A 16,936-nucleotide genomic window follows, 5' to 3' on the forward strand; every position below is an offset into this window, starting at 1 on the left:
CAGAAGATCCCGAATTTGAGACCTTCTACACCAAGAACATCCTTCTGAATGAAGGTCTGCGTGCCTGGATGGCACCGGCTGACCAGCCGCACGAAAACTTCGTCTTCCCTGAAGAGGTTCTGCCCCGTGGTAACGCTCTCTAATCCCGGTCTTGGCGCCACTGGCGGCAAAGACCTCTCCTCCACCGGGTATGCCTGGTGGTCTGGCAACGCCCGTCTGATCAACCTGTCAGGCCGTCTGCTTGGTGCCCACGTGGCCCACGCTGGTCTGATGGTGTTCTGGGCCGGCGCAATGATGCTGTTCGAGGTGAGTCACTTCACCTTCGACAAGCCCATGTACGAGCAGGGCTTCATCTGCATGCCCCACGTCGCCACCCTTGGCTATGGCGTGGGACCCGGCGGTGAGGTCACTGATCTCTTCCCCTTCTTCGTGGTCGGTGTTCTGCACCTGATCAGCTCCGCCGTGCTCGGTCTCGGCGGCCTCTATCACGCCCTGCGTGGTCCGGAGATTCTGGAGAACTACTCCTCCTTCTTCTCCCAGGACTGGCGTGACAAGAACCAGATGACCAACATCATTGGTTATCACCTGATCCTTTTGGGCGTCGGCTGCCTGCTGCTGGTCTTCAAGGCCATGTTCTTCGGCGGCGTCTACGACACCTGGGCCCCCGGCGGCGGTGACGTTCGCCTGATCACCAACCCGACTCTCGATCCGGGTGTGATCTTCGGCTACCTGTTCCGCGCCCCCTTCGGTGGCGAAGGCTGGATCATCGGTGTGAACTCCATGGAGGACATCATCGGTGGACACATCTGGCTGGGCCTGACTCTGATCTTCGGTGGTATCTGGCACGCCATCACCAAGCCCTTCGGTTGGGTGCGTCGTGCCTTCATCTGGAACGGTGAGGCCTACCTGAGCTACAGCCTCGGCGCTTTGAGCTTCATGAGCTTCATCGCCTCGGCTTACATCTGGTTCAACAACACCGCCTATCCCTCCGAGTTCTGGGGCCCCACAAACGCTGAGGCTTCCCAAGCTCAGAGTTTCACCTTCCTGGTGCGTGACCAGCGCCTCGGCGCCAACATCGGTTCCGCCATGGGCCCCACCGGCCTTGGTAAGTACCTGATGCGCTCACCAACGGGTGAAATCATTTTCGGTGGTGAAACCATGCGCTTCTGGGACTTCCGTGGTCCCTGGCTGGAGCCCCTGCGTGGCCCCAACGGTCTCAGCCTCGACAAGCTGCAGAACGACATTCAGCCCTGGCAGGTGCGCCGTGCCGCTGAATACATGACGCACGCCCCCAACGCCTCCCTGAACTCCGTGGGCGGCATCATCACCGAGCCCAACTCGGTGAACTACGTGAACCTCCGCCAGTGGCTGGGTGCAGCGCAGTTCGTGCTCGCCTTCTTCTTCCTGGTTGGTCACCTCTGGCACGCAGGCCGCGCTCGCGCTGCTGCTGCTGGCTTCGAGAAAGGCATCGACCGCAAGGCTGAGCCTGTGCTGGGCATGCCCGATCTCGACTGAGCCACCGGTTCAATCCAAACGATCGTCAATTAACCCCCGCCTCACGGTGGGGGTTTTTTATTGGGCGGGGGGAGGCGATTTCTTAGCCTGTTCGGATCGACGGATCGTCCGTGAACACAGGTCTGAACACCCGCGTGATCCACCACGGCGACAGCTACGCGGACGACACCGGCACGGTGATGCCGCCAATCTTTCCCACCAGCACCTTCGCCCATGGCAACCCCGGTGGGTTTGATTACACCCGTTCCGGCAACCCCAACTTCCGCGTCCTCGATGGGGTGCTCGCCTCGGTCGAGGGCTGCGCTCACTCCACCGTCTTCGCCTCCGGCGTCAGCGCTATTACCGCTGTGGTCTCCCAGCTAAAACAGGGCGATCTGGTGCTGTGCGAAGAGAACCTCTACGGCTGCACCGTGCGTCTGTTCGAACAGGTCTTCGCCAAGTTCGGGCTCAAAACCGCATGGGTGGACTTCACCCAGCCGGAAGCGCTGGAGGAGATCCAATCCCGCAAGCCCGCAATGGTGTGGCTAGAGAGTCCCACCAACCCGCTGCTCAAGGTGATCGACCTGGAGGCGGTCTGCGCCATCACCCAAACCCTTGGGATCCCCGTGGTGGTGGACAACACCTTTGCCACCGCCCTCGTTCAGCGCCCGCTGGATCTGGGCGCCACCCTCTCGCTCACCAGCACCACCAAATACATCAACGGCCACTCCGATGCCCTCGGCGGAGCCGTGTGCACCAACGATCCTGACTGGCACCAGAAGATGGTGTTCTCCCAAAAGGCTCTGGGCCTGCAACCCTCCCCCTTCGACTGCTGGCTGATCACCCGCGGCATCAAGACCCTGCCGCTGCGGCTCAAGCAGCAGATGGCCAATGCCGCTGCTCTCGCCGATCAACTGGCCCAGCACCCAGCGGTGAACTGGGTGCGCTACCCCCACCGCAGTGATCACCCTCAACATCAGGTGGCGACCCGTCAGATGACAGCCGGCGGCGCAATCGTCACCGCGAGCTTCAATGCCAGCCAGGAGCAGACCTATGCCCTCTGCAAGCAGCTGCGCTGGTTCACGATGGCCGAGAGCCTTGGAGGCATCGAGAGCCTGATCTGTCACCCCGCCACCATGACCCACGCCGCCGTGTCGGCTGAGATGAAAGCAAAGCTGGGAATCGACGACGGACTGGTGCGCTTCTCGGTGGGCTGTGAAGACCTCGCCGATCTGCAGGCTGACCTTCAACAGGCCCTGGAGCTGCTGGCGTGAGTCCCCGCAACCTGCTCAACGATCCGGCCTGGCAGGGCTGCGATCTTGGCCATCCTCTGCCGGACTCACCCCATGCGGTGTCCGTCGCGCTGCCGCGCTGGCGTGATGTGGTTGCCTACGAGGAGAACGATCCGGCCTGCCGCGATGCACTGAAGACCGTCTATCCCCGCTTCGGGCTGCATCCACTGATCCAACAACTCACTCAACCGTCCGAGATTGCGGGCAGCACGGTCTGGCCCTACCCCACGGCTGCAGCAGCTCAGGCGGCCCTGGCCCACTGTCGCCGCAAGGCACCAGACAGCCGTTCGGAGTTGATTGCTATCGCGAGCGTCTCCTGCCTGCACAGCGATGCATCGGCCACTCCCCATGCCAAAGCGTTCTGGCAGCACACCGGCCTTGGGCTCTCGTCCCGCCAGGCTGCGATCGCCCTGGGTCAGGAAGCGCCTCCCACAAGCGAAGACGGCGAAGCGGCACGGCGTGCCATTCGACAACGCTTAGCCGACATCCACGACGTGGGGCCTGACCACATCAGCCTTCATCCCTCCGGCATGGCGGGGCTCCATGCAGCTCTCACTGCAGTGCAAGGCCTGCGGCCAGGACGCAGCACACTGCAATTGGGCTTTCCTTACGTGGATGTGTTGAAGCAACCACGGGTGGTCTTCCACGGCGGAGACCTGCTTCAACCGCAAGACCTAGCGGACGTTGAAGCAGCGCTGGATCAACTGGAGCCCGCCGCCGTGATTGTGGAGCTTCCCAGCAACCCGCTCCTGCGCTGTGTTGATCTGCCTGCCGTATCCGCCTTGGCCCGCGCCCGTGGCATCCCCGTGATCGCCGACGACACGATTGGCACCGGAATCAACCTCAATGCCTTGCCCTATGCGGATCTGATCTTCACCTCCTTAACCAAAAGCTTTGCTGGGCGTGGTGATGTGATGGCTGGAAGCTTGTTGGTGAGTCCCCAGTCACCCTGGGCCAGAACATTGCTCACCGCCGTCACGACGGTGGCTGGTCTTGGCGATGCCGATGCCATTGCCTTGGAGGAAGCCAGCCGAGATGTAAAGGAACGGGCACCAAAGCTGGATGCCCATGCGCTCCTTCTCGCTGAACGGCTGGAAACCCATCCAGCCGTCGAACGGGTGCTTCATCCCAAAGACTGCCCCAATTTTCGAGCTCTGATGCGCAGCGGAGCCGGCTATGGCTGCCTGCTCTCGTTCGAACTGAAGCAAGGTCGTCAGCAGGCGCAGGTGGTGTACGACGCTCTCCGCGTCAGTAAAGGGCCCAGCCTTGGCACCAATTTCACCTTGGCTTGCCCCTACACCCAGCTCGCCCACTACGACGAACTGGCCTGGGCCGAGAGCTGCGGCGTCGCCGCTGGTTTACTCAGGGTGTCGGTGGGTTTAGAAGACCATGACGAACTTTGGATGCGCTTTCAGCGAGCCTTGGAGAGCTAAGAGTCCGGTGAGACTCTGAAAAAGCCCTTAACAACGGAGGGGGGAGCCGCTCAACATCATTAGTTTGTTTTCTTCGGGCCCTCCTACAGCAGCAGCTCAATGTCCCGCATTTACGACGACAACAGCCAGGCCATCGGCAACACCCCGCTGGTGAAGCTGAACAACGTCACCAAGAATTGCAAGGCCACCGTCCTGGCCAAAATCGAGGGGCGCAACCCCGCGTACAGCGTCAAGTGCCGGATCGGCGCCAACATGATCTGGGACGCTGAAAAAAGCGGAAAGCTCACCAAAGGCAAGGTGATTGTTGAACCCACCTCCGGCAACACCGGCATCGCTCTGGCCTTCACTGCGGCTGCCCGGGGTTACAAGCTGATCCTGACGATGCCTGAATCGATGTCGATCGAGCGTCGTCGGGTCATGGCGGTTCTCGGCGCCGAACTGATCCTCACGGAAGCAGCCAAGGGCATGCCTGGCGCCATCGCCAAGGCCAAAGAAATCGCCGATAGCGACCCGGCTAAATACTTCATGCCTGGTCAATTCGACAATCCCGCCAACCCTGAAATCCACTTCAAGACCACTGGTCCGGAGATCTGGAACGATTGCGATGGCGCCATCGATGTTCTGGTGGCAGGCGTCGGCACGGGCGGCACGATCACCGGCGTCTCCCGCTACATCAAAAATGAAGCAGGAAAAGCCATCGAATCTGTGGCCGTCGAACCGACCAACAGCCCGGTGATCACCCAGACCATGAACGGTGAGGACATCAAGCCCGGTCCCCACAAGATTCAAGGCATCGGCGCCGGCTTCATCCCCAAAAACCTCGATCTTTCCGTGGTCGACAAGGTGGAGCAGGTGACCAACGAGGAATCCGTCGCGATGGCCCTGCGCTTGGCCCAAGAGGAAGGGCTGCTGGTCGGCATCTCCTGCGGTGCTGCCGCAGCTGCAGCGATTCGTCTGGCCGAGAAAGATGAGTACGCCGGCAAAACCATCGTGGTGGTGCTGCCTGACCTGGCTGAGCGTTACCTCTCGTCTGTGATGTTCGCTGAGGTGCCGACCGGCATCATCGAGCAACCGGTGGCTGTCTGAGTTCACTCCGAACCATAAGCACCAGCCCCGTCCTTGACGGGGCTTTTTTATTGCGTTGCCAAGCCAGTGGGCGCTGCATGGGGCTGCACCGCTGCAGCATCAATCCACATGGCATCGCCATAGGAGAAAAAGCGATAGTTCCTCTCAATCGCTTCCGCATACAGCTTCAACAAGGTTTCCCGGCCGATGAGGGCACTGACCAACAGAAGCAAAGAGCTTTTGGGCAGATGAAAGTTGGTGAGCAAGGCTTGAATCACCTTGAACTGATAGCCGGGCTGAATCACCAGATCAACCGGCCCCGTATACGGCATCAGAACGCCGCCATGGGCCTGAGCGGCTCCCTCCAGAGCACGAACACTCGTGGTGCCCACGGCAATCACGCGACCTCGACAAGCCTGCACCGCTTTCACCACAGCGGGGCTGACATCGACCCATTCGCTGTGAAGCTCCAACGCGGTGAGATCTTCCGTTTCGACGGGACGAAAGGTGCCAAGGCCCACATGAAGGGTGATCCGGGCTAGGTCAACCCCTTTCTGCTGCAAGGCCTCCAAGAGCTCATCGCTGAAGTGCAGTCCAGCCGTCGGCGCAGCCACAGCCCCGGGACGATCGGCGTAACGGGTCTGATAACGCTCGGCATCACCGGGATCGTGCCGTTCGATGTAGGGCGGTAAAGGCACCTCACCCACGTCATTGAGCAAGGCCTCAATGGTTTCGGCATCCCTGCAATCACTAGGGAACTGCACCACCCGGCCACCGCTGGCGGGATCTTCAGCAAGCACCTTGAGGCGGATGGAGGTTCCATCAATCGTGAGGCTGTCGCCTGGCCGCATGCGCTTGGCGGGGCGCGCCAGACACAGCCAGCGTCCCTCCCCACGCGGCTCAAGCACCAGCAATTCGGACAGCCCACCCCCGGAACGACGCACCGCCAGTCGCGCCTTCAGCACCCGGGTGTCATTCACCACCAGCAGATCTCCGGGCCGCAGCTGCTCGAGCAGATCCCACACCGTGCCGTGAGTTGCTTCCTTTGATGGCTCACCCTGGGGGGGAACCATCAACAACCGAGCGCTGTGACGGGGCTCGACCGGTGCCTGGGCGATGCGCTCTGGCGGTAGCGGGTAGTCGTAGCTGCTGAGTTGATGGTCCCTGGGGTCAGGCACGCGAACGACCGATCAGAGCGCCAAGCTCTCCGGACGGGTCTCGATCAGTTCAGCGAGATCCTTCAGGAATGCAGCGCCATCGGCGCCGTAAATCACCCGGTGATCCGCCGTCAGGTTGACCTGCATCTGACGCTTGACGGCGATGGACCCGTCTTTGCCCGCCACCACCGTGGGCCGTGAGGCTGCAACAGCAAGGATGGCTCCCGTGCCTGGGGGAAGGATCGCGTCGAAGCGATCAACCCCGAACATGCCGAGATTGGAGAGGGTGAAGGTTCCCGTGGAATATTCCTCGGGCTGCAACTGCTTACTGCGGGAGCGCTTGACCAGATCGCCCCACTGACGCGACATCTCATAGAGGTCGGTGCGATCAGCGTTGCGCAGCACAGGTGTGATCAAGCCACCATCTTCCATCGCGACAGCCACGGCGACGTTGACCTCAGCGGGGTAGGCCATGCCAGCCGCGGTCGTGGCAGCATTCACCTGAGGGTGACGCGCCAAGGTGACGGCCACCGCCTTGGCAAGCAACGCCGTCATCGTGACGCCCTTCGGCTTCACCTGTTTGTAAAAGGCATCCAGCTTGTCGGTGGTGATGGCGTAGCCGACGCGGAAGCAGGGAACCGCCAGGCTCGCCTCCATGTTTTTGTTCACCGCACCCTGCAGGGTGTTGAAGGCCACGGTCTCGCCGGGCCGACCAAAGCTGTTTCCAGCGGGCGCAGCAGGGGCCGAGGATGCAGCCGCATGCTGACCCGTAGCCGCAGGAGCGGAACCCTCCGCCACACGGGGGACAGAGATGGGCTGTCCAGAGGCTTGTTCGACGTCTTCGGCCTGAATCCGGCCATGGGGCCCGCTGCCACGCACCGTGGCCAAATCCACACCCATCTGGGACGCGAGCTTTTTGGCCCGGGGGCTCGCCACGATGCGGCCATCGTTCACAACCGGCGCCGACGGAGCAGGGGCGGCGATAGGTGCTGGTGCTGGTGCAGCCGCAGGAGTCGGAGCTGAAGCCTGAACCGCAGCTGATGTGGGAGCCGGTGCCGGTGCAGGGGCTGGTGCAGCCGCAGGGGCGCTGGGAGCCTTGGCCTGCGCAGGGGCTGGTGCAGCCGCAGGGGCGCTGGGAGCCTTGGCCTGCGCGTCAGCAATCTCGGCTTCGGTTTCGACAATGAGACCGATGGTTTCGCCCACCGGTGCCGTGCTGCCAGCCGGCATCAAGACGGCGGCGAGATAACCGTCCTGAAACGACTCAACGTCCATATCTGCCTTGTCGGACTCAACGACAAGGACGGACTCACCCCGAGCGACCTTGTCGCCGGGCTGTTTCAGCCATTCCACGATCTTCCCCTCCGTCATGGTGGAGCTGAGGGCAGGCATGAAGATGTCTGTGGTTGCCAAAACCGTCTCCGAAGGGGCAGATCAGGGGAGTTTACGAGTCAGCAGAAGGAAGCCGATCAGGCCTCCTCGATCGACTGAACTACGCCGTCCTTCACAACGATGGCCACCTGCATCTTCTGAACCAGGTTGTCGCCGACCTTGAGCTCACATGTGCTTTCCAGCTGCCCCTGCTCAACGATCTGATCCATCTCCAGTTCACGGACCTGGGCCTGCTGCTGAAGCAAGTTGCGCTTCTGCTCCTCCAGTTCGGCACGCTTGGCCGCCACCTGCTGTTGAATCTGCGCAACCTGATCCTGCACACGGGGATCCAGCGGATTGGCACTCTGACGGCGCACCTGATCCACGACGTCCTGACCCTCCTGTTCCAGCTGCGCCAGCTGCTGGTCGGCAGTCGCGATACCGCTGCTGAGCTCGCGCTCTGCTTCCTCTTTCCAGGTGGGTGTAACCACGGCTCGGACGGTGATCGGACGCTTGATCGTCAAGGAGGTGCCGTCGGACATGGATTCTTGGGAGACGGCCAAAGCGTGTCAGCACTTCCGCGTGTGGTCAATCACCGGTAAACCGACCGCCTCACAAGCGTCTTAAGCCGCGTTCAACGTCCGTAGAGAGCATCGATCAAGTGCTGATCGCGGCTGGTAATGCGATCACGACGCTGCTTCAGGGTCTGGGTCAAAAGTCCGTTCTCGATGCTGAAGAGACTCACCAGCACCACCCCGGTCAAGCGCTCATCTCCCCGAGATCCAGCCCTCTGCTTCAGCAACCTGTTGCATTCGCGCATCAACAGTTTGAGCAGGGCCGGTTCTCCAGGCTGGCCGCCCAGATCTTGAGCAACGGTCACTCCGGCTTCTGCCGCCCAGGCAAGGATCGCCTCCGCACGAGGCACGATCAAAGCACCGAGCTGGCGTTCGTCCTGACCCACCAACATCACCTGCTCGATGAGGGGGCTGGCCATCAGGGCCTCTTCCAATGGGCCTGGCTCGATGTTCTCGCCACTGCTCAACACGATGGTGTCCTTGGCCCTACCGGTGAGTGCCACGGAACCATCCGGCAGGAGCATGCCCAGATCGCCGGTGTCGAACCAACCCTCTGCATCAAGAACTTTGGCGCTGGCCTCAGGCTTCCCGAGATAACCCGCCATCACCTGGGGACCCCGCACCATCACCCGACCCCGTTGCCGGAAGCCCAAAGGCTGACCGTTGTCGGGATCCACAATTCGGAATTCGGTCTGTGGCATGGGTAGCCCCGAACTGCCACGAATGTTGCGCCAAGGCCTCCTACAACTCACCACAGGGCTGGTTTCCGTAAGGCCGTAACCCACCAACAGTTCAATCCCCACGGCTTCAAAGAACGCATCGATGTGAGGAGCGATGGCACCGCCACCGCTGATCGGATAGGCAAGCTGACCACCACTGAGCTGCCGCCGCAGCTTGGGCCAGATCAGGGCCGAAGCCAGAGCATGCATGGGCCAGCGCAGCGCAGCAGAACCGAAGGCACACAACCGTCCGGAAGCTGAAACCGGATCGAGCAGGAGGTTGCGAGCCGTTCGCATGGCGTTGCGCTGGGCAGCACTGTTGGCCAACGCCGCCCGAAGCAAGCGCTGTCGAGACGGAGGGAAGGTCTTGAGCACATCCTCAAATCCGGCTTGAACTGCCTCCCACAGCCGGGGGACGGTGGCCATCGCAATCGGCCGGACCCGCGGCAGATCCTTCTTCAGTTGCTTGATGGTTGTGTAGGTCTGCGTACAACCGCAGGAGAGAAAGTAGTAGCTGGCGCTGCGCTCGTAGGCATGCCAGATGGGCAGCACACTCAGCACCGGAGCACCGGGCTCGGGATAGGCCACGCAAGCCAGTGAGCTCATCTGATGCAGCAGGTTGGCGTGGGTCAATGGGACCCCCTTGGGCTGCCCGGTCGTCCCGGAGGTGTACAAAACAGTTGCGACGGCCTCTCGCCCCCCAGCCGGGCGAACGGGATCACATCCAGCACCCGACGACAGGAACATTTCCCAGCCGATAGTCCCCTCGGCTGGCTCCCCTTCCAGCTGAAGCACAAAGCGCAACAGAGCCGGTTGTTCTGGGGGAAGGTCCAGACGACGCCACACGTCTGCGTTCTGAACAACCAGGGCTGTCGCCTGGCAATCCAGAAGGATGTAACGCAGCTCCTCCACTGGGGCAGAGGCCCCGCGCACAGCATCAGCGGCGCCGGCACGCATCAAGCCTTGATCGGCCACAAGCCAGCGGGGGCTGTTCTCAGCAAAGAGAGCCACCACATCCCCTTCCTTGACGCCATGGCGCCGAAATGCAGCGGCGGCGGTGGCGATGCGCTCAGCCAGTTCGCCGAAATTAAAGCTTTCGGGATGAGCCGCATGGGGCGCATCCACGGCAGCAATGACCCCATAGCGGTCTGCGAGCCAGGGCCAAACCGCATCAACCCTTGGCAACGTCTGAACATGGGCGTGACGTTGCAGAGCATCCGTCTCGCGGGCTATCGGGCTCCAGCTGGCCGTCATCCGATGCAGGGGTTCAAACAGCTCAGGTCTATCTCGCTTCGTCCTCCCAGACCAGACCGAAGCGATGGGCCAGGGCCTGCCGCAGCAGCGGCTGCACTTCAGCCATCGTTAGTCCCGGCAACCAGTCCGCCAGCCTTCCCACAGCACGACCGGTGAGACCACAGGGGGTGACCTGCTCAAACCCCTGCATCGCGCAATCCACGTTTAGGGCCAGGCCGTGCTGGGTGATCCAACGACGACAGCCAACACCGATGGCGGCGACTTTGCGGTTGTCTAACCAGAGGCCTGTCAATCCCGGCAAACGCTGACCCTCCAAGCCCAACTCCGACAGAACATCCAGCACGACCTGCTCCAGCTGACGCAAATACCAGTGCAAGTCGGGAGTGCGCCGCCGAAGGTCCAATACCGGATAGGCCACCAACTGACCGGGGAGGTGATGGGTGACCTCACCGCCCCGATCAATCCGGTAAAGGGGTGCGGGTGGATCGACAGGGTCAAAATGCAGGTGCTCCTCACTCGCGCCGCGGCCGAGGGTGTAGCAGGGCTCATGCTGAAGAATCCAGACCGCCTCGGGCGCCAACGAGTCAGCCAAAAGACTGCTCTGCCAGCGCTGTTGCGCTGACCAAGCCGCATCGAACCGAACCAGATGATCGGGCTCGAAAAGAAATGCACGCTGGGGGTGGGCCGAATCGTGCGCCGTATCTAGCTTGCCGATGACAACCGGCACAGGAGCGAGGCATGAAGTTGCTGATCCATGGTCGCAACCTCGAGATCACGCCTGCATTGCGGGACTACACCCAAACCAAACTGGAGCGGGCCACAGCGCACTTCGATGGTGCTGTGCGGGAAGCGGACGTCCATCTCTCGGTAGCCCGCAACCCCCGCGTCCCGCAGCAGACTGCCGAAGTGACGGTCTTCGCCAACGGAACCGTGATCCGGGCCCAGGAACGGAGTGAAAACCTCTACGCCAGCATCGATCTGGCCGCTGGCAAGCTCGCCCGCCAGCTGCGCCGCTGGAAGGAACGCCACAGCGATCACCACCACAGCCATGGCCACAGCGCCAGCCACACCCCCAGCACGGATGTCGTCAACGACGACATCCCGGTTGAGGACTCCCTGTTGCAGGGGCGACAGCCGGAACTGCCGGATCCGGGTGTCCGACGGAAATATTTCGCCATGCCACCGATGAGCCTGGACGACGCTCGTCGCCAGTTGGATCTCATCGACCACGACTTCTATCTTTTCCGCGAGAAGGACAGTGACCAACTGCAGGTGATCTATCGACGCAACCATGGGGGATATGGCGTGATTCAGGCTCGTGACTGACCGCTTGGCCCGCCATGGCTGATCCAGCCCAAGAACTCCCCGACCTACCGCCAAGGCTTGATCAGGCGATCCTGGACCCGTTGCTGACCCGAGACCAACTCCAAACCCTTTCTGACTCCGGGGTGCAGGAGGGTGTGCGTGCCATCTGCACCACTCCGCGGCAGTTGCCGCTGCTGCGTGAGCGACTCGGCGGCACCGACTCGGGCCCTCGCCTGGTGGCCGCCATTGGCTTCCCGTTCGGTGCTATCCCAGCCAATCTCAAGCTGGCGGAAGCGGAGTGGTGTGCCGCCCATGGAGCCCAGGAGCTCGATGTCGTTCCAGACTTCCTTGCCTTGGCAAACGGCGATTCAGGAGCATTTGCCGAAGAGCTCTCGGCTCTCTGCGACCTGGGGCTTCCTGTGCGGACCATCCTCGACATGGCACGTCTTGAAACGGAACAACTGGAGCTGGCCGTGGAGGCCGCCATTGATGCAGGCGCTGCTGGTCTACAGACCGGAAACGGCTTTGGTCCGGCGTGTCATCCCGATCAGATCCGTCAGTTGAAGCAACTGAGCCGCAAACGCTGCGCGATCAAAGCAGCCGGTGGTATTCACAGCCTCAGCCATGTGAGTGAACTGTTGTTGGCGGGGGCCGATCTACTGGGCACCAGTAGCGCCCCTGCTCTGCTTCAGGCCCAACGCCGCCCCGCTGCCTGAATGGCAGAACGACGCCTCACAGGACTCGCCCTCAAGGTGGGCCCCCTGGGCGAGCACGACCGCCTGCTGAGCCTGCTCAGTGATGCGGAAGGTGTCAGCCGTTTCGCCGTTCCCGGAGCGCGCCGGCCGAAGAGCAGTCTCGCTGCCGCGGCACCCCTCACCCTTTTGGAACTCCAAGTAGGAGGACGCAGTGGCCTGGCACGAGTGCGTCAACTGCGGGTTCTGCGGAGTTTCTCCGGTCTCGGACAACAGCTTGAAACCCTGGCTGCGGCGCAGGCTCTGTGTGATTTGTGCCTTCAGCTGGCGGCGCAGGACCCCGTGGAAGGCTTGCTCGCCACGATGCAACTGCACCTGGAACGTCTCGAGAGCCACCGAGCCGAGCCTGAGCTGGTGCTGGCCGGCACGGTCCAGGCCTGCATCCATCTGCTCACCCTCGGCGGTTATGGATTGCCACTGCAAACGTGCTGCATAACGGGCAATCCCCTGGCACCTCCACTGGGTCAGTGGGACTGGCGCTGCAGCCTGCTACCGCAGGACGGCTTTGCCATCGACGAGCAGCCTGGGGCGGCTATCCAGCTGAATCCCTCCGAACTAGCGCTGCTGCAGCGGCTGACCCGTGCCGATCTGCCCCGACGCCGTGACGGCAACCTGATGGGTCCCCCGGCCGTGTGGCGTCGCCTGCTGAGCGTGGTCGACATCTGGAGCCGAACGCATCTCAACCGCCCGAGCAAAGCCCTGGCCATGCTGCAGGAGACGCTGCTGGCAGGTGCGTGAGCCATCATGGCCGCGATGCAGTTACCCCTTGAGCGGACCCAGCCTGTCCACGCCTGAACCCGCTCTGCCCACCGGCAGCAATCCCGAAGGGAAACGCGGGTTGGAAGCCGTGCTTCGACTGAACGATTTCCGCAAGCTGTGGCTGGGCCAGATCTTTTCCCAACTTGCGGACAAGTTCTACATCGTGTTGATGGTCTTTCTGATCGATCAACACCTGCTGCTGAAGGGGCAGGGCAATGGCGTGCTGGTGGAGATGGCGTCGGATTACGGCCTGGACATCAGCACACGCACTCAGGTGATCACCCTGCTTGCCACAGGCATCTTTGTTGCCAACACCATCCCCGCCATGGTGCTTGGGACGGTGGCTGGGGTCTGGGCTGACCGCTGGCCCAAGCGTCGGGTAATGGTGGCCAGCAATGCCCTGAGAGCCCTTCTCGTGGTGTTCGCACCGATTTGTCTCCTCTCAGGCCCGATTTGGCTCGGGCTTCCCTGGGGGTACTGGGGGCTGGTGGGAATGACCTTCCTTGAGTCGATCCTGACCCAGTTTTTCGCCCCCTCTGAACAGGCCACCATTCCCGTTGTGGTGCCTGGGGAACACCTCTTGGCCGCCAACTCCCTCTATCAAGCCACCAGCATGGGAGCCACGATCCTGGGCTTCGCCCTGGGGGAACCAATCCTTCGAACGCTGCACAGCAGCCTGGCGTCCCTCGGCATCGATGGCGGCGAGTTTCTGTTGCTTCCTCTTTGTTATGGCCTCGCCGCCCTCAGCCTGTCGCGCCTGAAACTTCAAGAATCCCCCAAGCCCGCCTCCAATACCTCGGTGTGGACAGAGATCGGTGAAGGGCTGCAGGTGCTGCGACGGGTTCCCTCCGTACGGGGCGCCATGATTCATCTGGTGCTGCTCTACAGCCTGTTGGCGGCGCTCTACGTGCTCGCGCTTCAGCTCGCTGCCCTGATCGACAACCTGGGCCCCTCGGGGTTTGGCGCACTCCTGGCCATGAGTGGGCTGGGAATGGCGATCGGAGCCGTCGTGATCGCCCAACTGGGACATCGGTTCAGCCGACGTCGACTCACAGCGACAGGCCTGGGAACCATCACCTGGACGTTAGTGCTGCTCAGCCAACTTCAGGGCTCCCTGATCTTCACCCTGAGCCTTTGCGGCATTCTCGGAATTGGAGCAGCTCTAGTAGCGATTCCCGCTCAGACCACCATTCAGGAAGAAACCCCCGAAACAGAGCGGGGAAGAGTGTTCGGACTCCAGAACAACTTGATCAACATTGCCCTGAGTCTGCCGCTCGTTCTGGCAGGGACCCTGGTGAGCAGCATTGGCCTGCAACCAGTGCTGTGGATGCTGGCTGGATTGGCACTGGTTGCGGCTTTGATCGAACGACCGTGGCAACGCTGCTAACTTGCCGTTCGCATGAAGAGGCCTAACCCGCTTGGCGCAGATTGCCTGGCTCGGCAAGAAGTCTCCCTTCTGCGGGAATGTGTCCTACGGGATCAGCACCACCGAAGCGCTGCGGCGTCGCGGGCATCAGGTGCACTTCATCCATTTCGACAACCCGCGCAGCCCTGAGCGCGACAACACGTCACTGCTGGCCAACGACCCTGACGTCAGCCTGCCCTATCTGGTCAAATCGCAGGTTTATACGATTCCCTCTCCTGGAGCACAAAGGGAGCTGAGGGAATCACTCGAACGGCTGCAGCCTGACCTGGTTCACGCCAGCCTCACCCTTTCGCCTCTGGATTTCCGTCTGCCGGAGCTCTGTCAGCAGCTAGGCGTCCCCCTCGTCGCCACCTTTCATCCCCCCTTTGATGCGGGCCTACGCAATCTGACGGCGGGAACCCAACAGCTCTCCTACCAGCTGTATGCACCGGCTCTGGCCCGCTACGACAGGGTCATCGTGTTCTCGCAGCTTCAGGCGGATTTCCTGGAGCGCCTCGGCGTTCCTGCAGATCGTCTGACAGTGATCCCGAATGGTGTTGACACCGACCGCTGGTGTCCAACAGCCCCAGGGACCCTTTCGCTGATGCATCAACAGGTTCGGCAGCGGCTGGGCCGAGAACGAATCGTGCTTTATATGGGGCGATTGGCGACGGAGAAGAACGTCGAGGCCCTGCTGCGAGCCTGGCGTCTTGTCTCCCCAGAGGGGTGTCGACTGGTGATCGTGGGCGACGGACCGCTTCGCAACAGCTTGATGAACCAGTTCAACGACGACCGGATTCTCTGGTGGGGCCATGAGCCGGACCAGGACACCCGGGTTGCCCTGCTCCAGTGCGCTGAGGTCTTCATCCTCCCGAGCCTTGTCGAAGGCCTGTCGCTGGCCCTGCTAGAGGCGATGGCCACCGGAACAGCCTGCGTTGCCACCGATGCGGGTGCCGATGGCGAGGTCTTGGAGCAAGGAGCGGGGATCGTGTTGAGCACGCAAGGAGTCACCACCCAGTTGCGCACCCTGCTCCCAGTGATCAGAGACCAGCCGGTGCTGACAGCGGAACTGGGCCGGCAAGCCCGCATCCGCGCGCTGGAGAGATACACGATTTCACGCAACATCGACGCCCTCGAACAGCTTTATTCAGATCTGATGCTGCGCAGCAGGGTCGCCGCCTGAACTTGTCGATCAGCGCCAGTCGAGACCAGGCATCCAGCCGACAATCGCCGGAGTAACCGCGACGTATTGGGTGTAATTCGGATGCACCGCCCTTAACCCCTCCTCCTCAAAGCGGGCTTTCCCCCGCAGCACCACCGCCAAACTGAACAAGAGCAACAGATGCAGCAAGCTGCCGGTGGCCAGCACAACACCTGCTGAACAAAGCAACAGGGCCCGGTAAAGAGGATGCCGACAGATGGTGTAAGCCCCAGTAGCGATCAGTTGATTCGACAGCTTGGGCGCCGGCAGCGGCGAGAGGCTGGCCCCAAGAGAGCGCAGGGCCCCGATGGCCCGAAACAGACCCAAAGCCAGCAACAGCAAGCCAAGCCCAAACAAGGGCAAGGGCCAGATCAACAGACCGAAGCTGGCCGGGGAAGGCCAGACAGGGAGCAGATGGGCCGTGATCAGCAGCAGCTGAGCCAGAAGCCACCACTCACCGCGGCGGTTGTCCAACCAGCCACCCCAACTGAAGCCCCAATCCGAGAACATTTACTCACTCACCACCAGTGTTCGGACGTTACGGCGCTGCACAAGGCCCGCCAGGGCCTGCATGTCCTCCCAGCGAATCAACCCCACACAGCCCAGCGTGCCGCTGTTGGCATTGCGGTTGGCGCTGGGATCGAGATGAATGCCCAAATGTCCTCGCCCTGTTGGGAACTCCGGTTCAATCCCGATCCAGATCGGCCCGAGCTCGCTCGGATCAGCGGGACCCAGGGCTTCTACCGGCCCGAGGCTGTAACGACCAGCAGGAAGCGGCGCACGGGTGCCGGACCGATGACGATCGGCGTTCTGACGGTGGGCTCGACCGCTGACGGCATCAAAGTGCTGCACAGGCTCGCCAGGGGTTTCCAGACGAAGACTCCAGATCGGATCTCGAGTGTGTGTGAGCGATCGCATGGTGCGGTTCAGCACCAGAACCGACTCACCAGTGGATGAGGGAGTGGATGGGGAAGTGGATACAGAGGCCAGATCCATCTCAGCCGCAGAACAGGGCACCGATAACAGCGCCAGCAGATTCAAGGCGAGACAAGACCGAACGACCACAGCAACCAGGCAAGGAGGCCGGAACCCTATGGGCGGTTTTTATTCGCTGAGGAAATAAAAGCCAGCCGTCTCACCGTCCCCTTCTGAGACCC

16 protein-coding genes and 1 pseudogene are annotated in these 16,936 nt (G+C 62.0%); 10 read left to right on the forward strand and 7 right to left on the reverse strand.

Annotated elements, in window-relative coordinates:
* From FZX13_RS11155 to cysK, 5 genes and pseudogenes are all read left to right on the forward strand, one after another.
* Positions 1 to 143 (forward strand): annotated as a pseudogene (locus FZX13_RS11155) (photosystem II D2 protein (photosystem q(a) protein)); the annotation flags it as partial.
* Positions 127 to 1,515, forward strand: coding sequence for a photosystem II reaction center protein CP43 (gene psbC / locus FZX13_RS11160; RefSeq protein WP_115022594.1), 1,389 nt, complete (start codon positions 127 to 129; stop codon positions 1,513 to 1,515). The pseudogene FZX13_RS11155 and the gene psbC, both read left to right, overlap by 17 nt.
* Positions 1,516 to 1,625: 110 nt before the next feature.
* Entirely contained in the window at positions 1,626 to 2,768 is a 1,143-nt protein-coding gene (locus FZX13_RS11165; RefSeq protein WP_226409628.1) for a PLP-dependent aspartate aminotransferase family protein, read from the forward strand.
* Positions 2,765 to 4,219: a PLP-dependent transferase gene (locus FZX13_RS11170; RefSeq protein WP_226409629.1), complete on the forward strand. Its 1,455-nt coding sequence runs from the start codon at positions 2,765 to 2,767 to the stop codon at positions 4,217 to 4,219. Before FZX13_RS11165 ends, FZX13_RS11170 begins: the two co-directional genes overlap by 4 nt.
* Before the next feature lie 99 nt (positions 4,220 to 4,318).
* Positions 4,319 to 5,305, forward strand: coding sequence for a cysteine synthase A (gene cysK, locus FZX13_RS11175; protein ID WP_226409630.1), 987 nt, complete (start codon positions 4,319 to 4,321; stop codon positions 5,303 to 5,305).
* Positions 5,306 to 5,352: 47 nt separating this feature from the next.
* Here cysK and queA read toward each other — a convergent pair whose 3' ends face one another.
* From queA to lipB, 5 genes are all read right to left on the reverse strand, one after another.
* On the reverse strand, positions 5,353 to 6,462 hold the full coding sequence (gene queA, locus FZX13_RS11180) for a tRNA preQ1(34) S-adenosylmethionine ribosyltransferase-isomerase QueA (RefSeq protein ID WP_226409631.1): 1,110 nt from the start codon (positions 6,460 to 6,462) through the stop codon (positions 5,353 to 5,355).
* 12 nt (positions 6,463 to 6,474) lie between these two features.
* Positions 6,475 to 7,851: a dihydrolipoamide acetyltransferase family protein gene (locus FZX13_RS11185; RefSeq protein ID WP_226409632.1), complete on the reverse strand. Its 1,377-nt coding sequence runs from the start codon at positions 7,849 to 7,851 to the stop codon at positions 6,475 to 6,477.
* 56 nt (positions 7,852 to 7,907) lie between these two features.
* Positions 7,908 to 8,351, reverse strand: coding sequence for a YlqD family protein (locus FZX13_RS11190; protein WP_226409633.1), 444 nt, complete (start codon positions 8,349 to 8,351; stop codon positions 7,908 to 7,910).
* A gap of 92 nt (positions 8,352 to 8,443) precedes the next feature.
* Positions 8,444 to 10,357 (reverse strand): AMP-binding protein, encoded by a 1,914-nt coding sequence (locus FZX13_RS11195; protein WP_226409634.1) that lies wholly within the window; start codon positions 10,355 to 10,357, stop codon positions 8,444 to 8,446.
* A gap of 28 nt (positions 10,358 to 10,385) precedes the next feature.
* Positions 10,386 to 11,084 carry a lipoyl(octanoyl) transferase LipB gene (gene lipB, locus FZX13_RS11200; RefSeq protein ID WP_226409635.1) on the reverse strand — a complete coding sequence of 233 codons (699 nt, stop codon included), beginning with the start codon at positions 11,082 to 11,084 and terminating at the stop codon, positions 10,386 to 10,388.
* 11 nt (positions 11,085 to 11,095) lie between these two features.
* On the opposite strand from lipB, the gene hpf reads away from it, so the two are divergent.
* The 5 genes from hpf to FZX13_RS11225 are packed head-to-tail and all read left to right on the forward strand — an operon-like array spanning position 11,096 to position 15,761.
* Entirely contained in the window at positions 11,096 to 11,683 is a 588-nt protein-coding gene (gene hpf / locus FZX13_RS11205) for a ribosome hibernation-promoting factor, HPF/YfiA family (RefSeq protein WP_115022159.1), read from the forward strand.
* A gap of 14 nt (positions 11,684 to 11,697) precedes the next feature.
* A complete protein-coding gene (locus FZX13_RS11210; protein WP_115022161.1) occupies positions 11,698 to 12,378 on the forward strand; it encodes a 2-deoxyribose-5-phosphate aldolase in 681 nt (226 codons plus the stop codon).
* Positions 12,379 to 13,152, forward strand: a complete 774-nt coding sequence (recO, locus tag FZX13_RS11215) for a DNA repair protein RecO (protein WP_226409636.1) — start codon at positions 12,379 to 12,381, stop codon at positions 13,150 to 13,152. It abuts the gene before it with no gap.
* Between the two features lie 28 nt (positions 13,153 to 13,180).
* On the forward strand, positions 13,181 to 14,560 hold the full coding sequence (locus FZX13_RS11220; RefSeq protein WP_226409637.1) for an MFS transporter: 1,380 nt from the start codon (positions 13,181 to 13,183) through the stop codon (positions 14,558 to 14,560).
* Positions 14,561 to 14,591: 31 nt separating this feature from the next.
* Entirely contained in the window at positions 14,592 to 15,761 is a 1,170-nt protein-coding gene (locus FZX13_RS11225) for a glycosyltransferase family 4 protein (protein WP_226409638.1), read from the forward strand.
* Between the two features lie 9 nt (positions 15,762 to 15,770).
* On the opposite strand, the gene FZX13_RS11230 is transcribed toward FZX13_RS11225, so the two are convergent.
* Both FZX13_RS11230 and FZX13_RS11235 read right to left on the reverse strand, forming a co-directional pair.
* Positions 15,771 to 16,289 (reverse strand): isoprenylcysteine carboxylmethyltransferase family protein, encoded by a 519-nt coding sequence (locus FZX13_RS11230; protein ID WP_226409639.1) that lies wholly within the window; start codon positions 16,287 to 16,289, stop codon positions 15,771 to 15,773.
* Positions 16,290 to 16,844 (reverse strand): L,D-transpeptidase, encoded by a 555-nt coding sequence (locus FZX13_RS11235; RefSeq protein ID WP_370630817.1) that lies wholly within the window; start codon positions 16,842 to 16,844, stop codon positions 16,290 to 16,292.
* Positions 16,845 to 16,936 lie beyond the last annotated feature (92 nt).

Origin of the sequence: Synechococcus sp. MU1625 (genome assembly GCF_020514205.1) — a bacterium.
In the GTDB taxonomy this organism is placed as follows: Bacteria; Cyanobacteriota; Cyanobacteriia; order PCC-6307; family Cyanobiaceae; genus Parasynechococcus.

Coding starts and splice junctions, on each gene's coding strand:
- FZX13_RS11210 (WP_115022161.1), top strand. CDS start 11,698: ATGGCTGATCCAGCCCAAGAACTCCCCGACCTACCGCCAAGGCTTGAT.
- FZX13_RS11230 (WP_226409639.1), bottom strand. CDS start 16,289: ATGTTCTCGGATTGGGGCTTCAGTTGGGGTGGCTGGTTGGACAACCGC.
- FZX13_RS11190 (WP_226409633.1), bottom strand. CDS start 8,351: ATGTCCGACGGCACCTCCTTGACGATCAAGCGTCCGATCACCGTCCGA.
- cysK (WP_226409630.1), top strand. CDS start 4,319: ATGTCCCGCATTTACGACGACAACAGCCAGGCCATCGGCAACACCCCG.
- FZX13_RS11195 (WP_226409634.1), bottom strand. CDS start 10,357: ATGACGGCCAGCTGGAGCCCGATAGCCCGCGAGACGGATGCTCTGCAA.
- hpf (WP_115022159.1), top strand. CDS start 11,096: ATGAAGTTGCTGATCCATGGTCGCAACCTCGAGATCACGCCTGCATTG.
- recO (WP_226409636.1), top strand. CDS start 12,379: ATGGCAGAACGACGCCTCACAGGACTCGCCCTCAAGGTGGGCCCCCTG.